Consider the following 19,123-nt stretch of genomic DNA (forward strand, 5'->3'; position numbering starts at 1 on the left):
AATGAATTTCAAACCACCGCCAGGCGATAAACAACAACGCGGTGGCTTGAAAGGCGCAGGGGAAAACAGCCAACGCTGTAGATAAAGACTCAGCCCAGAACAGATGTCCAACCGTTGCGGTGAAAAAGCGGACGGGATCACAGTTGCCCCCTCCCGGCCGGAGGGGGCGAGTGGGTTATTGCCAGCCGTAGCGGCGCACGAACCAGCCTTTCACGCACTGGGTCAGCACCATGTAACCGGCGAGGATCAGCACCAGCCACGGGAAGTAGCCGAGCGGCAGCGCCTGCAGCTGCAGGAAGCCGGCCAGCGGCGAGAACACCAGGCCGATGCCGGTGGCGATCACCGCCAGCGTCATGATGCACAGCGGCCAGGACGGGCGGCTCTGGATAAACGGAATTTTGCGCGTGCGGATCATATGGACGATCAGCGTTTGCGACAGCAGCCCTTCCACGAACCAGCCGGACTGGAACAGCGTCTGCATTTCCGGCGTATTGGCCTTGAATACCCACCACATCAGGCTGAAGGTCAGCACGTCGAAGATCGAGCTGATCGGCCCGAAGAACACCATAAACCGCCCCAGATCGGCGGAGTTCCAGCGCTGCGGCTGGGTGATCTGATCGTCGTCGACGTTATCGAACGGGATGGCGATCTGCGAGATGTCGTACATCAGGTTCTGAATCAACAGGTGCAGCGGCAGCATCGGCAGGAACGGCAGGAAGGCGCTGGCGATCAGCACGCTGAACACGTTACCGAAGTTGGAGCTGGCGGTCATCTTGATGTATTTCAGCATGTTGGCGAAGGTACGGCGCCCTTCGATCACCCCCTGCTCCAGCACCATCAGGCTTTTTTCCAGCAGGATAATGTCCGCCGCCTCCTTGGCGATGTCCACCGCCGAATCGACGGAGATGCCGATATCGGCCGCGCGCAGCGCCGGCGCATCGTTGATGCCGTCGCCCATAAAGCCCACCACGTGCCCCTGGCGGCGCAGCAGTTTGACGATGCGTTCCTTGTGCAGCGGCGTCAGCTTGGCGAACACCGTGGTGCGCGCCGCCGCCTGCGCCAGCTGCTCGTCGTCCATCTGTTCGATCTCGCTGCCGCGCAGCAGACTATCGGCCTCCAGCCCGACGTCCCGGCACACTTTGGCGGCCACCAGCTCGTTGTCGCCGGTGAGGATTTTCACCGTGACGCCGTTCTGTTTCAGCGCCGCCAGCGCCGGCGCGGTGCTTTCCTTCGGCGGATCGAGGAAGGCGACGTAGCCTTCGAGGATCAGATCCGACTCATCCGCCACGCCGTATTCATGGGTTTGCGCCGGCAGGATCTTGTTGGCCACCGCCACCACCCGCAGCCCCTGCTGGTTGAGATCGTCGGTGATGCGGCGAATGCGCGCCAACAGCGCCTCGCTCAGCGGGATCACCTCGTCTTCGTGGCGCACGTGGCTGCAAATCGCCAGCATCTCTTCCAGCGCGCCCTTGCACACCAGCTCGTGATACTCGTTGTCCTTGGCCACCACCACCGACATGCGGCGGCGCACGAAATCGAACGGGATCTCATCCACCTTGCGGTAGTTTTGCAACGCCGCCGGCTGCCGATTCTGCTCCGCGCAGCTCAGCACCGCCACGTCGAGCAGGTTTTTCAGCCCGGTCTGGTAGAAGCTGTTCAGCCAGGCGTAGCGCAGCACCCGTTCGCTGCCGGCGCCGAACGCATCGGTGTGGCGCTCCAGCACGATCTTGTCCTGAGTCAGGGTGCCGGTCTTGTCGGTGCACAGAATGTCCATGGCGCCGAAGTTCTGGATGGCGTCCAGGCGTTTGACGATCACCTTCTGGCGCGACAGCTTCACCGCCCCTTTGGCCAGCGTTGAGGTGACGATCATCGGCAGCATTTCCGGCGTCAGCCCGACCGCCACCGACAGCGCGAACAGCGCCGCTTCCCACCAGTCGCCCTTGGTGTAGCCGTTGATCAGCAGCACGATCGGCGTCATCACCAGCATAAAGCGGATCAGCAGCCAGCTGACCTTGCTGATGCCGCTCTGGAAGGCGTTCGGCTGCTGCTCCTGGCTGGTGACGCGCTGCGCCAGCTGGCCGAAATAGGTGCCGCCGCCGGTGCCGATCACCATCGCCAGCGCGGTGCCGCTGACCACGTTGGTGCCCATGAAGCACAGGTTCTGGCAGTCGAGCGGATCGGCCGCCAGCGCCTGCGGCGCCGCGGATTTTTCCACCGGCAGCGATTCACCGGTCAGCGCCGCCTGGCTGATGAACAGATCCTTGGCCGACAACAGGCGCAGATCCGCCGGGATCATGTCCCCGGCCGCCAGCTTGACGATATCGCCCGGCACCAATTGCGCGATCGGCAGCTCCACGTGTTCGCTCTTGCCGGTGAGCGCATCGCTGCGGATCACCGTGGCGGTGTTGCTCACCATCGCTTTCAGCGCATCGGCCGCCCGGTTGGAGCGCGCCTCCTGGATGAAGTTCAGCAGCGTGGAGATCAGCACCATCAGCGCGATCACCAGCGCGCCGGTGAGATCCTCTGTGGCGTACGAGATCATGCCGAGCGCGGTCAGCAGCAGGTTGAACGGGTTGCGGTAGCAGTGCCAGAGGTGTTGCCACCAGGCCTCTTTCTGCTGATCGTCGATGACGTTCTCACCGCAGCGACGACGCACCTGCTCCGCCTCATGGGCGGTGATGCCTTCCGGGTGGCTGTGGAAACGCTCAAACAGCTGCATCGTCTCTGCGGCGGCGCATTCCAGCCGCTGTTGCGCCAGGCCGGCCGGCATATCGTGCGCAGCGCCGCCGACGCCGTCCAGCAGGCTGTCGCGGCGCACCAAACGGCGCGGAAGGCCGCGGGCGAACAGGCCCAGCAGCTGACGGGGGAGTTTTTTCAGTTTCATGGTTCGCACCTCGTCGCCCGGTGCCTCACGGCAGCGGGTAAACGGGGATCGTCATCGGCCGGGCGGATGGCGGGTGCGCCAAAAAGCCTCTGCCAACGCAGATCCTTATTCTTTTTTCAGCAGCAGGTGCGAACGACGAAGCGCGCGCCACCGGTTACCGTGATGTACTTCACCGGTAAAACAGCAGCGCCAGGCGGAAAGGTTTTACCGGTGAACCGAGTGAGTGTCTAAAGCGGTCGGGTCGGGGTCCATATGGGGAATCACCTCCGGTAAAGGGAAAAACAGAGCGGCAGGAGCGGCCGTTCAGCGCAGTACAACAATCCCGTATTGCCTCAAGATCCGCGTGGGAAAATGAGCTATGCTGACGGGCATTGTTTTACAGGCCATTATGTTACGCCTGTCCACCTCAACGAAAAGTAAACCATGCAAAACCGGCTGACCATCAAGGACATCGCACGCCTGAGCGGCGTAGGTAAATCCACCGTCTCACGGGTGCTGAACAACGAAGGCAGCGTGAGCCCGCAGACCCGCGAACGGGTGGAAGCGGTGATCCGTCAGCAAGGGTTTACCCCCTCCAAGTCGGCGCGCGCCATGCGCGGCCAGAGCGACAAAGTGGTGGGCATCATCGTTTCCCGTCTCGATTCGCCGTCGGAAAACCAGGCGGTGCGCACCATGCTGCCGCTGCTGTATCAGCAGGGTTTCGATCCTATCGTGATGGAGAGCCAGTTCGAAACCCGCCTGGTGCAGGAGCACCTGCACGTGCTGCGCCAGCGCAACGTCGACGGCGTGATCCTGTTCGGCTTTACCGGGCTGACCGCGGCGATGCTCAAACCGTGGCAGGAAAAAATGGTGGTGATGGTGCGCGAATACGACGGCTTTTCGTCCGTCTGCTACGACGACGCCGGCGCGGTGAACCTGCTGATGGATCGCCTGTATCGGCAAGGGCACCGGCACATCGGCTATCTGGGGGTGCAGCTCAGCGACGCCACCACCGGCCAGCGCCGCTACCAGGCCTATCTCGACGCCTGCGAGCGCCTCAAGCTCACGCCGCGCGCCACGCTGGGCGAGCTGAGCTACCAGAGCGGTTTCCAACACGCCGCCGAAGTGATCGACCCGCACACCAGCGCGCTGATCTGCGCCTCCGACAGCATCGCCCTGGGGGCGATCAAATACCTGCAGCAGCAGCCGACGCACGCCATCCAGGTGTGCGCCATCGGCAACACCCCGCTGCTCAGCTTTCTGTTCCCCGATACTCTGTCGGTGGAGTTCGGCTACGGCAGCGCCGGCCTGCTGGCGGCGCAACAGCTGCTGGCGCAGCTCAACGGTGAACAGGGGATCCGCCGCCTGGTGGTGCCCAGCAAACTTTCCTGATTAAAAGACGACCATTTTTTGTCATTTTGTGATCCTCGCCCCAAACCGGGAACGTTCCCATTCCATAAAAAAATCCGAGTGACTAAGCTTTGATCATTACTCAGCCAACACCTCTGCAGGTATCCCATAATGAGCAAAGTAAAACAGCAGGATATTGATCGCCTGATTGTTTTGGTCGGCGGCCGCGAAAACATCGCCACCGTCAGCCATTGCATTACCCGGTTGCGTTTCGTCCTCAACGACCCCAGCAAGGCCAGCCCCAAGGAAATCGAAGAGCTGCCGATGGTCAAAGGCTGCTTCACCAACGCCGGGCAGTTCCAGGTGGTGATCGGCACCGACGTCGGCGACTACTATCAGGCGCTGATCGCCAGCACCGGCGTCAACGAGGCCGACAAGGAGCAGGCCAAGGTGGCCGCGCGCCAGAACATGACCTGGACCGAGCGCACCATCTCCCACTTCGCCGAAATCTTCTTCCCGCTGCTGCCGGCGCTGATCAGCGGTGGTCTGATCCTCGGCTTCCGCAACGTGATCGGCGACATCCCGATGTCCGGCGGCCAAACGCTGGCGCAGATGCACCCGGCGTGGAAAACCATTTACGACTTCCTGTGGCTGCTCGGTGAAGCGATCTTCATGTTCCTGCCGGTGGCCATCTGCTGGTCGACGGTGAAAAAGATGGGCGGCACGCCGGTGCTCGGCATCGTGCTGGGCGTCACCCTGGTGTCGCCGCAGCTGATGAACTCCTACCTGCTCGGCCAGCAAACGCCGGAAGTGTGGAACTTCGGCTGGTTCGTGATCCAGAAAGTCGGCTATCAGGCGCAGGTGATCCCGTCGATCCTGGCGGGCATGGCGCTGGGCTGGATCGAAACCCGGCTGAAAAAGATCGTCCCCGACTACCTCTATCTGGTGGTGGTGCCGGTGGTTTCGCTGCTGCTGGCGGTGTTCCTGGCGCACGCGCTGATCGGGCCGTTCGGCCGCATGATCGGCGACGGGGTTGCCTGGGCGGTGAAAGCGGTGATGACCGGCAGCTTCGCCCCGGTGGGCGCCGCGCTGTTCGGCTTCCTGTATGCACCGCTGGTGATCACCGGCGTGCACCAGACCACGCTGGCCATCGACATGCAGATGATTCAGAGCATGGGCGGCACCCCGGTGTGGCCGCTGATTGCGCTGTCCAACATCGCGCAGGCCTCGGCGGTGCTCGGCATCATCATCATCAGCCGCAAGGCCAACGAGCGTGAAATCTCGGTGCCGGCGGCGATCTCCGCCTATCTCGGCGTGACCGAACCGGCGATGTACGGCATCAACCTCAAATACCGTTTCCCGATGCTGTGCGCGATGATCGGCTCCGCGATCGCGGGCCTGATCTGCGGCCTGGACGGCGTGATGGCCAACGGCATCGGCGTCGGCGGCCTGCCGGGCATCCTGTCTATCAAGCCGCAGTTTTGGCTGATTTACTCGCTGGCGATTCTGGTGGCGATCGTCATCCCGCTGGTGCTGACCATCATGGTCTACAAACGCAAGGCCGCCCGCGGCGAGCTGCCGGTTTAATTGACGCAAAATGAATGTAGGGGCCCGCTCACGCGGGCCCGTTGTCACGATTCAAAGGTATACAGCTATGAGCAACCCAACCCCCTGGTGGCAGAACGGCGTCATCTACCAAATTTATCCGAAGAGTTTTCAGGACAGCACCGGCAACGGCTACGGCGATTTGGCCGGCGTGACCCGGCGGCTGGACTATCTGCAGGAGCTGGGCGTCGACGCCATCTGGCTGACGCCGGTCTACGTATCGCCGCAGGTGGACAACGGCTATGACGTGGCGGACTACTGCGCCATCGATCCGGCTTACGGCACCATGGCGGACTTCGAGCAGCTGGTCGCCGCCGCCCACCGGCGCGGCATCCGCATCGTGATGGACATGGTGTTCAACCACACCTCGACCGAGCACACGTGGTTCAAGGCCGCGCAGGATCGCCACAGCCCGTATCGCCAGTTCTACGTCTGGCGCGACGGCGAGGGGGATACGCCGCCGAACAACTGGCGATCCAAGTTCGGCGGCAACGCCTGGCAGTGGCACGCCGACAGCGGCCAGTACTACCTGCACCTGTTCGCCGCCGAGCAGGCGGATCTCAACTGGGAACACCCGCCGGTGCGCGAAGAGCTGAAGAAAGTGTGTCAGTTCTGGGCGGACAAAGGCGTCGACGGCCTGCGCCTCGACGTGATCAACCTGGTGTCCAAGCAGCAGGATTTCCCGTCCGACAGCCAGGGCGACGGCCGCCGCTTCTACACCGACGGCCCGCGCATTCACGAGTTCCTGCAGGAAATGAGCCGCGACGTGTTCCAGCCACGCGGCCTGATGACGGTGGGCGAGATGTCCTCCACCACGCTTGAGCATTGCCAGCAGTACGCGGCGCAGAGCGGCGAAGAGCTGTCGATGACCTTCAACTTCCACCACCTGAAGGTGGACTACGCCGGCGGTGAAAAATGGACGCGGGCGGCGCCGGATTATGTGGAGTTAAAGCAGATCTTCCGCCACTGGCAGCAAGGGATGCATAACCGCGCCTGGAACGCACTGTTCTGGTGTAACCACGATCAGCCGCGCATCGTGTCGCGCTTCGGCGATGAAGGCGCACTGCGGGTGCCGGCCGCCAAAATGCTGGCGATGGTGCTGCACGGCATGCAGGGCACGCCTTATATCTACCAGGGTGAAGAGATCGGCATGACCAACCCCGGCTTCCGCACCATCGAGCAGTACCGCGACGTGGAAAGCCTGAACATGTACGCCGAACTGAGCGCCCAGGGCCGCAGCGACGCCGAACTGCTGGCGATCCTGGCGGACAAATCGCGCGACAACGGCCGCACGCCGATGCAGTGGAGCGCCGCGCCGCACGCCGGTTTCACCACCGGCACGCCGTGGATCGGCTGCGCCGAGAACTACCCGCAGATCAACGCCGACGCGGCGCTGGCCGATCTCGACTCGGTGTTTTACGCCTACCGCCAGCTGATCACCCTGCGCAAGCAGTATCCGCTGCTGACCCACGGCGACTATCAGGATCTGGCGCCGGATCACCCGGCGCTGTGGTGCTATCAGCGCAGCTGGAACGGCCAGCGCCTGCTGGTGGTGGCCAACCTGAGCCGCGAGCCGCTGGCCTGGGCGGCGGAAGGCGTGGAAGCCTCCGCTCAGTGGCGCCCGCTGATGAGCAACTACAGCGACTCGGCGGACCAGCCGCAGGCGCTGACGCTGCGGCCGTTCGAAGCGGTGTGGTGGCTGCTCGAAGACTGACCCCCGCAGGGCGCAGCGATGAACTGCGCCCTACAATGTCCCCATCAGCGCCACCACCCCGGCGGCCTCTTGCGCCAACTGCTCATCGCTCATGTCGCTCACGCCCTGCACCAGATGCGGCGGCAGATAATCCATGCCGGTCAGGTTAGCCAGCGCGTGGAACGGCAGCAGCAGATCCTGCACCGGATAGCGGTTGTAGCCTGCCGGCGTGTAGGCCTGCGCGTTGCCGCCGGTGCTCACCACCAGCTGCAGCGGCTTGCCGTGCAGTTTGGTGCCCTCGCTGCCGTAGGCGAAACCATAGGTTAATACCGCGTCCTGCCATTCGCGCAGGATCGCCGGCGAGCTGTACCAGAAAAACGGGAACATCATCACCACCGCATCGTGGCTTGCCAGCAGTGCCTGTTCGCGCGCCACGTCGATGCGGTAATCCGGATACGCGCGGATCAGTTCGTGCACGGTCACGTTAGGCAGCGGGCGCACGGCCTCGATCAGCGCCTGGTTGATGCGCGACTCGTCGGGGGTGCGGTGGGCGGTTAACACTAAAATGCGTGACATAAAGGATTCCTTGAACGTAAAGAAGATGAGGCATTTTTCCATTTCTGCCGCTTCGGGTGTAGGCTGTTCAAGGTCACTTCAATTTCAACCGAAAGTATCAACCACTATGTCGCTGCCCTTTGACGTGCACCGCCTGCTGCCGGCCTTCCTCGCCGCCGCGCAGGCGCAAAATTTCTCCGCCGCCGCCCGCCAGCTGGGCGTCACGCCGGCGGCGGTCAGCAAAAATATCCGCGCGCTGGAAGAGAAGCTGGCGCTGCGGCTGTTTCAGCGCAACACCCACAACGTGCTGCTGACCGACGAGGGCAAAGCGCTGCTGGCGCAGGTGGCGCCGCTGTGGCAGGCGTTGGCGGCGACGCTGGAAAGCGCCGGCGGCGAACGGCAGGCACCGGCCGGGGTGGTGCGCGTCACGATGATCCCCGGCTTCGGCCGCCAGATGCTGATGCCGTTGATCCCGCAATTTCTGGCGCGCTACCCGCAGATCGATCTCGATCTGTCGCTGGACGCCCGGGTGGTGAATCTGGTGGGCGAAGGCTTCGACGTCGGCATCGGCAGCCGGGTCGATCCCGACAGCCGGCTGGTGGCGCGCCCGCTCTACCCGATGCACATGGTGCTGGCGGCGTCGCCCGACTATCTGGCGCGGCGCGGTGAACCGCAAACGCCGCACGATCTGCTGCGGCACGACTGCCTGCTGCACCGCAACCCGGCCAACGGCCGCCACGTCAAATGGCAGCTGCGCCATCAGGGCGAAACGCTGGCGCTGGATCTGAACGGCCGGCTGGTGGTGAGCCGCCCGGAAATGTTGCTGGATGCGGCGCTGGCCGGGCTGGGCATCGTCAACCTGGCGCGCTGGTACCTCGAAAAGCACTTTGAGCAGGGCACGCTGCGGCCGGTGCTGGCGGAATGCTGGCCGCGCCCGGTGCAGCTGTGGCTCTATTACGCCTCGGCGGATCTGCCGCCGCGGGTGCGCGTCTGGGTCGACTTTCTGCTGGAACATTTTCGCGATCGGCCAGTGAGCGATTGACGACTGTTCAGCTTGCGCACGCTCTTCCGATTTCCTTGTTCTACATCAAAAGAATCTCGCCAATATCTATATATAGTGCATTAAGAATTGCGAACACCTATATATAGTAGTTATCCACAAAATCATCCACACACCGCCACAGCCCTTGCGCGCTGCGGCTTTGCCCTGTGGATAAGCGAAATTTGACGGTTGCTCGCCACGCCAGGCGGGTATGAACGCTCCCTCGGGGAACAAGGAGTACAACGTGAAACCAGTAGTGATTAAGCGGGACGGTTGCCAGGTACCTTTTGACGAAGCGCGCATCGCGCAGGCCATCGAGCGCGCCGCGCTGGCGGTGGGCGTGGTCGACGCCGACTACTGCGCCACCGTCGCCCGCGTGGTCGCTCAGCGCATGGAGCAGCAGCCGCGCGTCGATATCCACGAGATCCAGCAGGCGGTGGAAAACCAGCTGATGGCCGGCGAGTACAAACAGCTGGCGCGCGCCTATATCGAATACCGCCACGATCGCGACGTGGCGCGCGAGCTGCGCGGCCGCCTGAACCAGGAAATTCGCGGCCTGGTCGAGCAGAGCAACCGCGCGCTGCTGAACGAAAACGCCAACAAGGACAGCAAGGTGATCCCCACCCAGCGCGACCTGCTGGCGGGCATCGTCGCCAAACACTACGCCAAGCAGCACATCCTGCCGCGCGACGTGGTACTGGCCCATGAACGCGGCGAAATTCACTACCACGATCTCGACTACTCGCCGTTCTTCCCAATGTTCAACTGCATGCTGATCGATCTGAAAGGCATGCTGACCAACGGCTTCAAGATGGGCAACGCCGAAATCGAGCCGCCGAAGTCGATCTCTACCGCCACCGCCGTGACCGCGCAGATCATCGCCCAGGTCGCCAGCCATATCTATGGCGGCACCACCATCAACCGCATCGATGAAATCCTGGCGCCGTTCGTCGACGAGAGCTTCCGCAAACACCTGCAGGTGGCGGAGGAATGGCAGATCCCGGACGCCAAAGGCTATGCCATGGCGCGCACCGAGAAAGAGTGTTACGACGCCTTCCAGTCGCTGGAGTACGAGGTCAACACCCTGCACACCGCCAACGGCCAGACGCCGTTCGTCACCTTCGGCTTCGGCCTCGGCACCAGCTGGGAGTCGCGCCTGATCCAGCGCTCGATCCTGAAAAACCGCATCGCCGGGCTGGGCAAAAACCGCAAGACCGCCGTGTTCCCTAAGCTGGTGTTCGCCATCCGCGACGGCCTCAACCACCAGTACGGCGATCCGAACTACGACATCAAGCAGCTGGCACTGGAGTGCGCCAGCAAGCGCATGTACCCGGACATCCTCAACTACGATCAGGTGGTGAAGGTCACCGGCTCGTTCAAAACGCCGATGGGCTGCCGCAGCTTCCTCGGCACCTACGAGCAGGACGGCGAGCTGGTGCACGACGGCCGCAACAACATCGGCGTCATCAGCCTCAACCTGCCGCGCATCGCGCTGGAGGCGATGGGCGATGAGTCGCGCTTCTGGGCACTGCTGGATCAGCGCCTGCAGCTGGCGAAAAAGGCCCTGATGACGCGCATCGCCCGGCTGGAAGGCATCAAGGCGCGGGTGGCGCCAATCCTGTACATGGAAGGCGCCTGCGGCGTGCGGCTCAAGGCCGACGACAACATCGCCGATATCTTCAAGAACGGCCGCGCCTCAATTTCGCTGGGCTATATCGGCCTGCACGAGACCATCAACGCGCTGTTCGGCGGCGAAAACCACGTGTATGACGACGAAGCGCTGCGCGCCAAAGCGGTGGCGATCGTCGCGCGCCTGCGCGCCGCCGTCGACGCCTGGAAAGACGAGACCGGCTACGGCTTCAGCCTCTACAGCACGCCGAGCGAAAACCTGTGCGATCGCTTCTGCCGGCTGGACACCGCCGATTTCGGCGTGGTGCCGGGCGTCACCGACAAGGGCTATTACACCAACAGCTTCCACCTCGACGTGGAGAAGAAGGTCAATCCGTACGACAAGCTGGACTTCGAAGCGCCCTACCCGCCGTTGGCCAGCGGCGGCTTCATCTGCTACGGCGAATACCCGAACCTGCAGCACAACCTGAAGGCGCTGGAAGACGTGTGGGACTACAGCTACAGCCGGGTGCCTTACTACGGCACCAACACGCCGATCGACGAGTGCTACGAATGCGGCTTCACCGGTGAATTCTCCTGCACCAGCAAGGGCTTCACCTGCCCGAAATGTGGCAACCACGACTCGGCCAAGGTCTCGGTCACCCGCCGGGTGTGCGGCTATCTCGGCAGCCCCGATGCCCGGCCGTTCAACGCCGGCAAGCAGGAAGAGGTGAAACGCCGGGTAAAACACCTCGGCAACGGGCAGCTTGGTTAACCCGCTCAGGGCCCGGCCTGCCGGGCCCTCCAGCCAGAAGATGAACGATGAATTATCACCAGTACTACCCGATCGACGTCGTCAACGGCCCCGGCACCCGCTGCACGCTGTTTGTCGCCGGCTGCGTGCACCAGTGCCCCGGCTGCTACAACAAAAGCACCTGGCGACTCAACTCCGGCCAGCCGTTTACCCCGGCGCTGGAAGACCGCATCATCGCCGATCTGAACGATACGCGCGTGCCGCGCCAGGGGCTGTCGCTCTCCGGCGGCGATCCGCTGCACCCGGCCAACGTGCCGAGCATCTTAACGCTGGTGAAACGGGTGTGCGCCGAGTGCCCCGGCAAGGATATCTGGCTGTGGACCGGCTACCGGCTGGCGGAGCTGGACGCGCAGCAAATGCAGATAGTGGACAGGATCAACGTGCTGATCGACGGCAAGTTCGTGCAGGATTTGAAGGGCCCGGCGCTGATTTGGCGCGGCAGCAGCAACCAGGTGGTGCATAGGTTGCGTTGAGCTATCAACACACGTTTCAATAGGTATTCATCCAGATTCGATCTGACACATCTGCAGCATGGAGCCAATCTGACGGGCGTATTTGTGCCAGAAGCATATTTTGCTAATTCCCCGCTGTATCAATCACAGGGAAAAATTATTGGGTACTATTAGTCATTAATCGACAGTACTATGTTGAAAATATGTTTTATAAATCGAGTGATAGGTGTTTTGACATGGATATTAATGAGTTTCCACCGGGAGTTATGGAACATCTTGGTTGGTATGTATACCGATTGATTGATCCAAGGGATGGAAGTACTTTCTATGTGGGGAAGGGAAAAGGTAATCGTGTATTTGCTCATATGCGCGGTGAGGTCGCAATAGCTGATGATAATGAACTGCTTAGTAACAAACTCAAGCAACTTAGAGAGATAAGACTAGCAGGTCTCGAAGTCATCCATGTTATCCATCGGCACGGAATGGCTGATGAAAAGACTGCTTACGAGGTTGAAGCCGCACTTATAGACGCCTATCCTGGTTTAACTAACATCATGAACGGTGCTGGCAGCAATGAATATGGTGCTGCGCACATCAAAGAGTTAATCGCTACATACCAACCTGAAACAGTTGTGTTCCAGCATAAAGTTCTGATGATATCAGTTAATAGAAGTTCAAAGGATGTAGACCTCTATGATGCCGTACGTTTTAGCTGGCGTGTCAGCATTGAGCGTGCCTGTAAAGCTGAGGTCATACTAGCTACAGTGAGGGGGATCGTAAGAGGGGTTTATATCGCTGATGAGTGGCTCAAATCTACTCGTGAGAATTTTCCAGAGATGCCTTCATGGGATGCAGACGATGAGTTTGAATCTACTCAAAAATCCCGCTTTGGGTTCCGAGGAAGAGTCGCCCCCCCAGAGATAACGAAGATTTATCTTGGTAAAAAGATTCCGGATATTCTAAGAAAGAAAGGTGCTATGTCTCCTGTGAAATATTCTCCAGGTTTTTGATTTCGGAATGGTGAATAGCTACTAATTCTGTAGTCACCTTTTGGGAAAAGTACCAACTTCCGCTCCTCGCTCAAAGCCGCCTGGCAGTTCTATCCGTAGACGCTGCCAGCCCAGCCCTGAACCAATCCCCCTCACCTCCCTCGCCGATAACGCCCCCGGATCTTCGCTTTGAATAAAGCCATTCGTTTTTCTACCTCCGAATGGCTGAAATAAACCGCGGTGCCGTTTCTTAAGCGTTCAAAGGCGGCATCCACCCTTTCACGCAACGCTTGCTCCAGCAACATCGCCTCTACGTCCATTTCAGGTTTATTCCGCTGTTCCATTTCCATCTCCTCCATTGAGACAGCATCGGGTCATGAATCAGTTACAACAACCCCATCCCCACCAAGCCGGTCACCGCGCCGCACAGCGCCACCAGCGCCGCCGTCAGGCACAGCGCCCGGGCGGAGAAGGCCTTGTTGAGCATCAGCAGCGAAGGCAGGCTGACCGCCGGCAGGGTCATCAGCAGCGCCAGCGCCGGGCCTGCGCCCATGCCCGCCAGCATCATGGTTTGTACGATCGGGATTTCCGCCGCGGTGGGGATAACGAACAGGCAGCCGACGATCGCCAGACCGATGATCCACAGCAGGCTATTGTCGACGGCGCCGTCGGCGTGCGGGAACAGCCAGACCCGCGCCGCCCCCAGCGCCAGCACCGCCAGCACGTAGATCGGGATGGTCGACCAAAACAGCGCCCACAGCGCTTTGCCCCAGCGGGCGAGGAACGGCCGTTCTTCGCTCTGCGCCGTCATCAGCGGCGGCTGCGGCGCGGCAGGCTGTGGAGCGTTGGCGGTCACGCGCTGCACCAGCCAGGCGATGCCCAGCACCATCACCACGCCCGCCACCAGGCGGATGGCGGCGAACGGCCAACCGAGCACAAATCCCATAAACACCAACGTCGCCGGGTTCAATACCGGGTTGGCGAGCCAAAAGGCCAGCGCGGCGCCGCTGGATACCGACTGGCGGCGCATGCCGGCGGCAACCGGCGCGGCACAGCAGGTGCACATCATGCCCGGCAGCGCGATCAGCGCCCCCAGCACGGTGCCGGAAAAACGCCGGTGGCCGAGCGTGCGCGCCAGCCAGTCGCGCGGGATCAGCACCTGCACCAGCGAACCTAACAGCACCCCGAGCAGCGCCGCCTTCCACACCGCGGTGAAGTAGACCAACGCATACTGCCAGGCCGCCAGCCAGGGGTTCGCGGCGCCGTCGGCCAGGATCGATTTGCCGATCGAGTGGCTGTCCGCCGCCACGAAGGCCTTGCCGTAGTAAGGCTGCCATTTGACGTAGTAGAGGCCGACGGCCACCACCAGCAGAAACAGGATCGGTTTCCACAGCGGCCAGGCGCGTGGGGCGTGTTCAGGGGCGTTCAGAGATTGCGGCATGGTAGCGGCCAGAGTCAGTCAACAGTGGCGCCAGCATAGCGCGCCGCCGCCGCCCGTGCACGCCCGGGCTGTCCTAAATAGTTCATCTGTTCGCCACCGACGCGTAACGCGATTGTCATCTGCGCCCGGCACCATGATGCCAACTTGAAAACCACAGGGTAGACGCACGATGAAACGCACCGCTTTCGCCTTCATCGCACAGCCATCGGTATGACGAGGTTTTTATTATGATGGAGTTATCTAGACATCCGACCACTTACCCCACCCGCTATCAGCAGATCGCCGCGCAGCTGGAACAGGAGCTGCGCACGCAGTACCGCTGCGGCGACTACCTGCCTTCGGAACAGCAGCTGGCCGAACGTTACCAGGTCAATCGCCACACCCTGCGCCGCGCGGTGGATCAGCTGGTGGAGCGCGGCTGGCTGCAGCGCCGCCACGGCGTCGGCATTCTGGTGCTGATGCGCCCTTACGACTACCCGCTGCACGCCAATACCCGCTTCAGCCAGAACCTGTTCGAGCAGGGTAGCCACCCCACCAGTGAGCGCTTACTCGCTGTCTTGCGCCCGTGCAATGGGCATGTCGCCAGCGCACTCTCGCGTGAAGAAGGCGAAATGGTGATCCACCTGCGCACCCTGCGCCGGGTCAACGGTGTGCCGATGAGCGTGATCGACCACTATCTGCCCGATCTGGACTGGTGGCCGGCGCTGCAGCAGTTCCACAGCGGTTCGCTGCACCAGTTTATCGAACAGCACCTCCAGCAGGCGCTGACCCGCCGCCAGACACGCATCAGCGCGCGCCGCGCGCAGGCCAAAGAGAGCCGGCTGCTGGAGATCGCCACCCACGCGCCGCTGCTGTGCGTGCGCACCCTTAACGTCCGCAGCGGCGGCGAAGACGTGGCGGAATACTCCGTCAGCCTGGCCCGCGCCGACATGATTGAACTGACGATGGAGCACTGAATGCAAGCCTTAGAGTCGAGACAACGCTGGATGTCGGTGCTGGCGCACAGCCGGCCCGAGCAGTTGCGCAGCCACTGGCAGGCGCTGAACCTCAGCCCGGGTTACCGCAGCATCCGCGCGCCAGAGATCGGCCTGGCCCAGCTGCAGGGGCGCATGGGCGCCACCGGCCGCCGCTTCGTGCTGGGGGACATGACGGTCACCCGCGCGGTGGTGCAGCTGGACAACGGCGGCTACGGCTACAGCTATATCGCCGGGCGCGACAAGGCACACGCCGAGCTGTGCGCGCTGGCCGATGCGCTGCTGCAACAGCCGGAACACGGCGAACGCCTGCAACAACAGCTGATCGCGCCGCTGGCCGCACTGCAGCACGAGCAGCGCCAGCTGCGCGCCCGGGCGATCGCCGCCAGCCGGGTGGATTTCTTTACGCTGGTGCGAGGGGATTAAGCCATGAGTTTATTGACCGGTTTTGAGCAACCGATAGACCAATCGCAGCACGCTTTCCGTTTGATTCTTAAAGCCTTGAGCGAACCGGGCCACAGGGTGATGCTGCCGAACGGCCCGGCCTGGGCGCCGCTGAACGCCGCCAGCACCGCCGCGCTGCTGACGCTGGCCGATCAGGAAACGCCACTGCAGCTGTGCGCGGCGCTTAAAAGTGAGCAAGTGCTAACAAACATTCGTTTTCACAGCGGTGCGCCGCTGGCCGCCACGGCGCAGGAGGTCTGTTTTGCCCTGTTCGATGAGCAGCTGCAGGCCGCCGATCTGCAGGCGTTACCGCACGGCACGGAAATCTCGCCGGAGTTTAGCGCCACGGTCATCGTGCAGCTCGGTGAGCTGGAGAACGGCGCCGCGCTGCGCCTGACCGGCCCCGGCATCGAGAGCCAACGCCTGATAGCGCCGCGCCTGCCGCCGGCGCTGCTGGATTACCTGATCAACCGCCCGCAGCGCTTCCCGCTGGGGCTGGATATCTTACTGACCTGCGGCGATCGCCTGCTGGCGATCCCGCGGACCACCCGCGTGGAGGTGTGCTGATGTACGTAGCGGTAAAAGGGGGCGAAAAAGCCATTGAGGCCGCCCATCAGCTGCAGGAACAGCTGCGGCGCGGCGACGACGCGCTGCCGGCGATCGGCGCGGAACAAATCGAACAGCAGCTGGGCCTGGCGGTGGATCGGGTGATGACCGAAGGCGGCATCTACGATCGCGAGCTGGCGGCGCTGGCCATCAAACAGGCCAGCGGCGATCTGGTGGAGGCGATCTTCCTGCTGCGCGCCTATCGCACCACCCTGCCGCGCCTGGCGGTCAGCGAGCCGCTGGCCAGCGAAAACATGCGGCTGGAGCGGCGTATTTCGGCGGTTTACAAGGACTTGCCCGGCGGGCAGGTGCTGGGGCCGACCTACGACTACACCCACCGGCTGCTGGACTTCGCGCTGCTGGCGGAAGGCGAGGCGCCGCGTGCGCCGCAGGCCGACGAACCGCTGCCGGACAACTGCAGCCACGTGTTCGATCTGTTGTGTCGCCAGCAGCTGGCGCGGGAGGAACAGGACGACGGCAGCACGCCGGACGACATCACCCGCAACCCGCCGGTTTACCCCTGCTCGCGCTCGGCGCGCCTGCAGCAGCTGGTGCGCGGCGACGAAGGTTTTCTGCTGGCGCTCGGCTACGCCACCCAGCGCGGCTACGGCCGCAACCACCCGTTCGCCGGCGAGATCCGCACCGGCCACGTTTCGGTGGAGATCGTGCCTGAAGAACTCGGTTTCGCCATCGATATCGGCGAAATCCTGCTGACCGAGTGCGAAATGGTCAACGGCTTCGTCGATCCCAAGGACCACCCGCCGCACTTCACCCGCGGTTACGGGCTGGTGTTCGGCCGCGCCGAACGCAAGGCGATGGCGATGGCCTTGGTGGACCGCGCATTGCAGAGCCCCGACTACGGCGAAGGCGTCGCCGGCCCGGCGCAGGACGAAGAGTTCGTGCTGGCCCACGCCGACAACGTCGAGGCCGCCGGCTTCGTCTCCCATCTCAAGCTGCCGCACTACGTCGACTTCCAGGCCGAACTGGAGCTGCTCAAGCGGCTACGACAGGAATACAGCGAGCGTCAGGAGGCCCGCGATGAGTGAAGTATTGACCGGCTATAACCTCGGCTATCTGGACGAGCAGACCAAGCGCATGATCCGCCGCGCTATCCTGAAGGCGGTGGCGATCCCCGGCTATCAGGTGCCGTTCGGCGGCCGCGAGATGCCGATGCCCTACGGCTGGGGCACCGGCGGCATTCAGCTCACCGCCAGCGTTATCGGCCGCGCCGACGTGCTGAAGGTGATCGACCAGGGCGCCGACGACACCACCAACGCGGTGTCGATCCGCCGCTTCTTCCAGCGCGTCGCCGGGGTGGCCACCACCGAACGCACGCCGGAGGCCACGCTGATCCAAACCCGTCACCGCATTCCGGAAACGGCGCTGCGCGAAGACCAGATCCTGATCTATCAGGTGCCGATCCCGGAGCCGCTGCGCTTTATCGAACCGCGCGAAACCGAGACCCGCAAGATGCACGCGCTGGAGGAGTACGGCGTGATGCAGGTGAAGCTGTATGAGGACATCGCGCGCTACGGCCACATCGCCACCACCTATGCCTACCCGGTGAAGGTCAACGATCGCTACGTGATGGATCCGTCGCCGATCCCGAAATTCGACAACCCGAAAATGCACATGATGCCGGCGCTGCAGCTGTTCGGCGCCGGGCGCGAGAAACGCATCTACGCCCTGCCGCCGTTCACCAAGGTGGAGAGCCTGGACTTCGACGACCACCCGTTCAGCGTGCAGCAGTGGGACGAACCCTGCGCGCTGTGCGGCTCGCGCCACAGCTACCTGGACGAGGTGGTGCTCGACGATCGGGGCAACCGCATGTTCGTCTGTTCGGACACCGACTACTGCCGGCAGCAGCTGGCGCAATCTTCGCAAGAGGCGCAGCACTGATGACTTCCACCCCTTTGAGCACCACTCCGCTGCTGTCGGTGAACCGGCTCACCCACCTGTACGCCCCCGGCAAGGGCTTCAGCGACGTGTCGTTCGACATCTACCCCGGCGAAGTGCTGGGCATCGTCGGCGAATCCGGCTCCGGCAAAACCACGCTGCTGAAGTCGATCTCGGCGCGGCTGGCGCCGCAGCGCGGGCAGATCCTTTATCGCCCGCAGGCGGGCCAGGAACAGGATCTGTACGCCATGGCGGAGAGCGATCGCCGCCGCCTGCTGCGCACCGACTGGGGCGTGGTGCACCAGCACCCGCTCGACGGCCTGCGGCCGCAGGTCTCCGCCGGCGGCAACATCGGCGAACGGCTGATGGCCATCGGCCAGCGCCACTATGGCGACATTCGCCGCCAGGCCGGCCAGTGGCTGGAAGACGTCGAAATCCCGCTGTCGCGCCTCGACGATCTGCCGACCACCTTCTCCGGCGGCATGCAGCAGCGGCTGCAGATCGCCCGCAATCTGGTGACCCACCCCAAGCTGGTGTTTATGGATGAGCCGACCGGCGGGCTGGACGTGTCGGTGCAGGCGCGCCTGCTCGATCTGCTGCGCAACCTGGTGGTGGAAATGCAGCTGGCGGCGGTGATCGTCACCCACGATCTCGGCGTGGCCCGGCTGCTGGCCCACCGCCTGCTGGTGATGAAACAGGGCGAAGTGGTGGAGAGCGGCCTGACCGACCGGGTGCTGGACGATCCGCACCATCCTTACACCCAGCTGCTGGTTTCTTCGGTGCTGTCGTAA

Annotated in this window: 17 protein-coding genes; 13 read left to right on the top strand and 4 right to left on the bottom strand. The window is 62.9% G+C overall.

The features are described from left to right. Positions 1–175 precede the first annotated feature (175 nt). On the bottom strand, positions 176–2,884 hold the full coding sequence (gene mgtA / locus ACF8MC_RS24165; RefSeq protein ID WP_049232430.1) for a magnesium-translocating P-type ATPase: 2,709 nt from the start codon (positions 2,882–2,884) through the stop codon (positions 176–178). A gap of 423 nt (positions 2,885–3,307) precedes the next feature. On the opposite strand from mgtA, the gene treR reads away from it, so the two are divergent. The 3 genes from treR to treC all read left to right on the top strand — a co-directional run bounded on the left by treR (position 3,308) and on the right by treC (position 7,532). After that, the gene (gene treR, locus ACF8MC_RS24170; protein WP_033652784.1) at positions 3,308–4,255 is read left to right on the top strand and encodes a trehalose operon repressor TreR; all 948 of its coding nucleotides are present in this window, start codon (positions 3,308–3,310) and stop codon (positions 4,253–4,255) included. A 129-nt stretch (positions 4,256–4,384) separates the two neighbouring features. Further along, positions 4,385–5,800 (top strand): PTS trehalose transporter subunit IIBC, encoded by a 1,416-nt coding sequence (gene treB / locus ACF8MC_RS24175; RefSeq protein ID WP_033636857.1) that lies wholly within the window; start codon positions 4,385–4,387, stop codon positions 5,798–5,800. A 67-nt stretch (positions 5,801–5,867) separates the two neighbouring features. After that, positions 5,868–7,532, top strand: coding sequence for an alpha,alpha-phosphotrehalase (gene treC, locus ACF8MC_RS24180; RefSeq protein ID WP_079656155.1), 1,665 nt, complete (start codon positions 5,868–5,870; stop codon positions 7,530–7,532). Between the two features lie 30 nt (positions 7,533–7,562). Here the strand turns inward: treC and ACF8MC_RS24185 are convergent, their stop codons facing one another. Next, positions 7,563–8,087 (bottom strand): NAD(P)H-dependent oxidoreductase, encoded by a 525-nt coding sequence (locus tag ACF8MC_RS24185; RefSeq protein WP_060436830.1) that lies wholly within the window; start codon positions 8,085–8,087, stop codon positions 7,563–7,565. Between the two features lie 106 nt (positions 8,088–8,193). On the opposite strand from ACF8MC_RS24185, the gene ACF8MC_RS24190 reads away from it, so the two are divergent. The 4 genes from ACF8MC_RS24190 to ACF8MC_RS24205 all read left to right on the top strand — a co-directional run bounded on the left by ACF8MC_RS24190 (position 8,194) and on the right by ACF8MC_RS24205 (position 12,992). Continuing rightward, on the top strand, positions 8,194–9,108 hold the full coding sequence (locus tag ACF8MC_RS24190) for a LysR family transcriptional regulator (protein WP_164105424.1): 915 nt from the start codon (positions 8,194–8,196) through the stop codon (positions 9,106–9,108). Positions 9,109–9,352: 244 nt separating this feature from the next. Next, entirely contained in the window at positions 9,353–11,491 is a 2,139-nt protein-coding gene (gene nrdD / locus ACF8MC_RS24195; RefSeq protein WP_004933403.1) for an anaerobic ribonucleoside-triphosphate reductase, read from the top strand. A 47-nt stretch (positions 11,492–11,538) separates the two neighbouring features. Next, positions 11,539–12,003 (top strand): anaerobic ribonucleoside-triphosphate reductase-activating protein, encoded by a 465-nt coding sequence (gene nrdG, locus ACF8MC_RS24200; protein ID WP_353038714.1) that lies wholly within the window; start codon positions 11,539–11,541, stop codon positions 12,001–12,003. Positions 12,004–12,218: 215 nt separating this feature from the next. Continuing rightward, a complete protein-coding gene (locus ACF8MC_RS24205) occupies positions 12,219–12,992 on the top strand; it encodes a hypothetical protein (RefSeq protein ID WP_033652779.1) in 774 nt (257 codons plus the stop codon). Positions 12,993–13,123: 131 nt separating this feature from the next. On the opposite strand, the gene ACF8MC_RS24210 is transcribed toward ACF8MC_RS24205, so the two are convergent. Then, complete coding sequence (locus tag ACF8MC_RS24210) at positions 13,124–13,315, bottom strand: hypothetical protein (protein WP_164105428.1); 192 nt, start codon at positions 13,313–13,315, stop codon at positions 13,124–13,126. 41 nt (positions 13,316–13,356) lie between these two features. Then, on the bottom strand, positions 13,357–14,412 hold the full coding sequence (locus tag ACF8MC_RS24215) for a permease (RefSeq protein ID WP_164105430.1): 1,056 nt from the start codon (positions 14,410–14,412) through the stop codon (positions 13,357–13,359). A 227-nt stretch (positions 14,413–14,639) separates the two neighbouring features. Here ACF8MC_RS24215 and phnF point away from each other — a divergent pair, with 227 nt between their 5' ends. The 6 genes from phnF to phnK are packed head-to-tail and all read left to right on the top strand — an operon-like array spanning position 14,640 to position 19,123. Beyond that, positions 14,640–15,368, top strand: a complete 729-nt coding sequence (gene phnF / locus ACF8MC_RS24220; protein WP_033648644.1) for a phosphonate metabolism transcriptional regulator PhnF — start codon at positions 14,640–14,642, stop codon at positions 15,366–15,368. Next, the gene (phnG, locus tag ACF8MC_RS24225) at positions 15,369–15,812 is read left to right on the top strand and encodes a phosphonate C-P lyase system protein PhnG (protein WP_019453314.1); all 444 of its coding nucleotides are present in this window, start codon (positions 15,369–15,371) and stop codon (positions 15,810–15,812) included. A 3-nt stretch (positions 15,813–15,815) separates the two neighbouring features. Then, on the top strand, positions 15,816–16,397 hold the full coding sequence (phnH, locus tag ACF8MC_RS24230; protein WP_060431047.1) for a phosphonate C-P lyase system protein PhnH: 582 nt from the start codon (positions 15,816–15,818) through the stop codon (positions 16,395–16,397). Further along, positions 16,397–17,482, top strand: coding sequence for a carbon-phosphorus lyase complex subunit PhnI (locus tag ACF8MC_RS24235; protein WP_041037630.1), 1,086 nt, complete (start codon positions 16,397–16,399; stop codon positions 17,480–17,482). The genes phnH and ACF8MC_RS24235 overlap by 1 nt, the downstream gene beginning before the upstream one ends. Then, positions 17,475–18,335 (top strand): alpha-D-ribose 1-methylphosphonate 5-phosphate C-P-lyase PhnJ, encoded by an 861-nt coding sequence (locus tag ACF8MC_RS24240; RefSeq protein WP_016929301.1) that lies wholly within the window; start codon positions 17,475–17,477, stop codon positions 18,333–18,335. Before ACF8MC_RS24235 ends, ACF8MC_RS24240 begins: the two co-directional genes overlap by 8 nt. Continuing rightward, positions 18,335–19,123: a phosphonate C-P lyase system protein PhnK gene (gene phnK, locus ACF8MC_RS24245; protein ID WP_038879071.1), complete on the top strand. Its 789-nt coding sequence runs from the start codon at positions 18,335–18,337 to the stop codon at positions 19,121–19,123. Before ACF8MC_RS24240 ends, phnK begins: the two co-directional genes overlap by 1 nt.

Origin of the sequence: Serratia sp. LACPHL-BACT-2024-00286, assembly GCF_043109535.1 — a bacterium.
GTDB classification, from domain to species: Bacteria; Pseudomonadota; Gammaproteobacteria; order Enterobacterales; family Enterobacteriaceae; genus Serratia; species Serratia sarumanii.

Bases quoted from the DNA above. Each gene is read 5' to 3' on its own strand.
- phnH (WP_060431047.1), top strand. From the start codon at position 15,816: ATGAGTTTATTGACCGGTTTTGAGCAACCGATAGACCAATCGCAGCAC.
- phnK (WP_038879071.1), top strand. From the start codon at position 18,335: ATGACTTCCACCCCTTTGAGCACCACTCCGCTGCTGTCGGTGAACCGG.
- treB (WP_033636857.1), top strand. From the start codon at position 4,385: ATGAGCAAAGTAAAACAGCAGGATATTGATCGCCTGATTGTTTTGGTC.
- mgtA (WP_049232430.1), bottom strand. From the start codon at position 2,884: ATGAAACTGAAAAAACTCCCCCGTCAGCTGCTGGGCCTGTTCGCCCGC.
- treR (WP_033652784.1), top strand. From the start codon at position 3,308: ATGCAAAACCGGCTGACCATCAAGGACATCGCACGCCTGAGCGGCGTA.
- nrdG (WP_353038714.1), top strand. From the start codon at position 11,539: ATGAATTATCACCAGTACTACCCGATCGACGTCGTCAACGGCCCCGGC.
- ACF8MC_RS24215 (WP_164105430.1), bottom strand. From the start codon at position 14,412: ATGCCGCAATCTCTGAACGCCCCTGAACACGCCCCACGCGCCTGGCCG.
- ACF8MC_RS24205 (WP_033652779.1), top strand. From the start codon at position 12,219: ATGGATATTAATGAGTTTCCACCGGGAGTTATGGAACATCTTGGTTGG.
- ACF8MC_RS24190 (WP_164105424.1), top strand. From the start codon at position 8,194: ATGTCGCTGCCCTTTGACGTGCACCGCCTGCTGCCGGCCTTCCTCGCC.
- ACF8MC_RS24240 (WP_016929301.1), top strand. From the start codon at position 17,475: ATGAGTGAAGTATTGACCGGCTATAACCTCGGCTATCTGGACGAGCAG.
- phnG (WP_019453314.1), top strand. From the start codon at position 15,369: ATGCAAGCCTTAGAGTCGAGACAACGCTGGATGTCGGTGCTGGCGCAC.
- ACF8MC_RS24210 (WP_164105428.1), bottom strand. From the start codon at position 13,315: ATGGAACAGCGGAATAAACCTGAAATGGACGTAGAGGCGATGTTGCTG.
- ACF8MC_RS24235 (WP_041037630.1), top strand. From the start codon at position 16,397: ATGTACGTAGCGGTAAAAGGGGGCGAAAAAGCCATTGAGGCCGCCCAT.
- treC (WP_079656155.1), top strand. From the start codon at position 5,868: ATGAGCAACCCAACCCCCTGGTGGCAGAACGGCGTCATCTACCAAATT.
- phnF (WP_033648644.1), top strand. From the start codon at position 14,640: ATGATGGAGTTATCTAGACATCCGACCACTTACCCCACCCGCTATCAG.
- ACF8MC_RS24185 (WP_060436830.1), bottom strand. From the start codon at position 8,087: ATGTCACGCATTTTAGTGTTAACCGCCCACCGCACCCCCGACGAGTCG.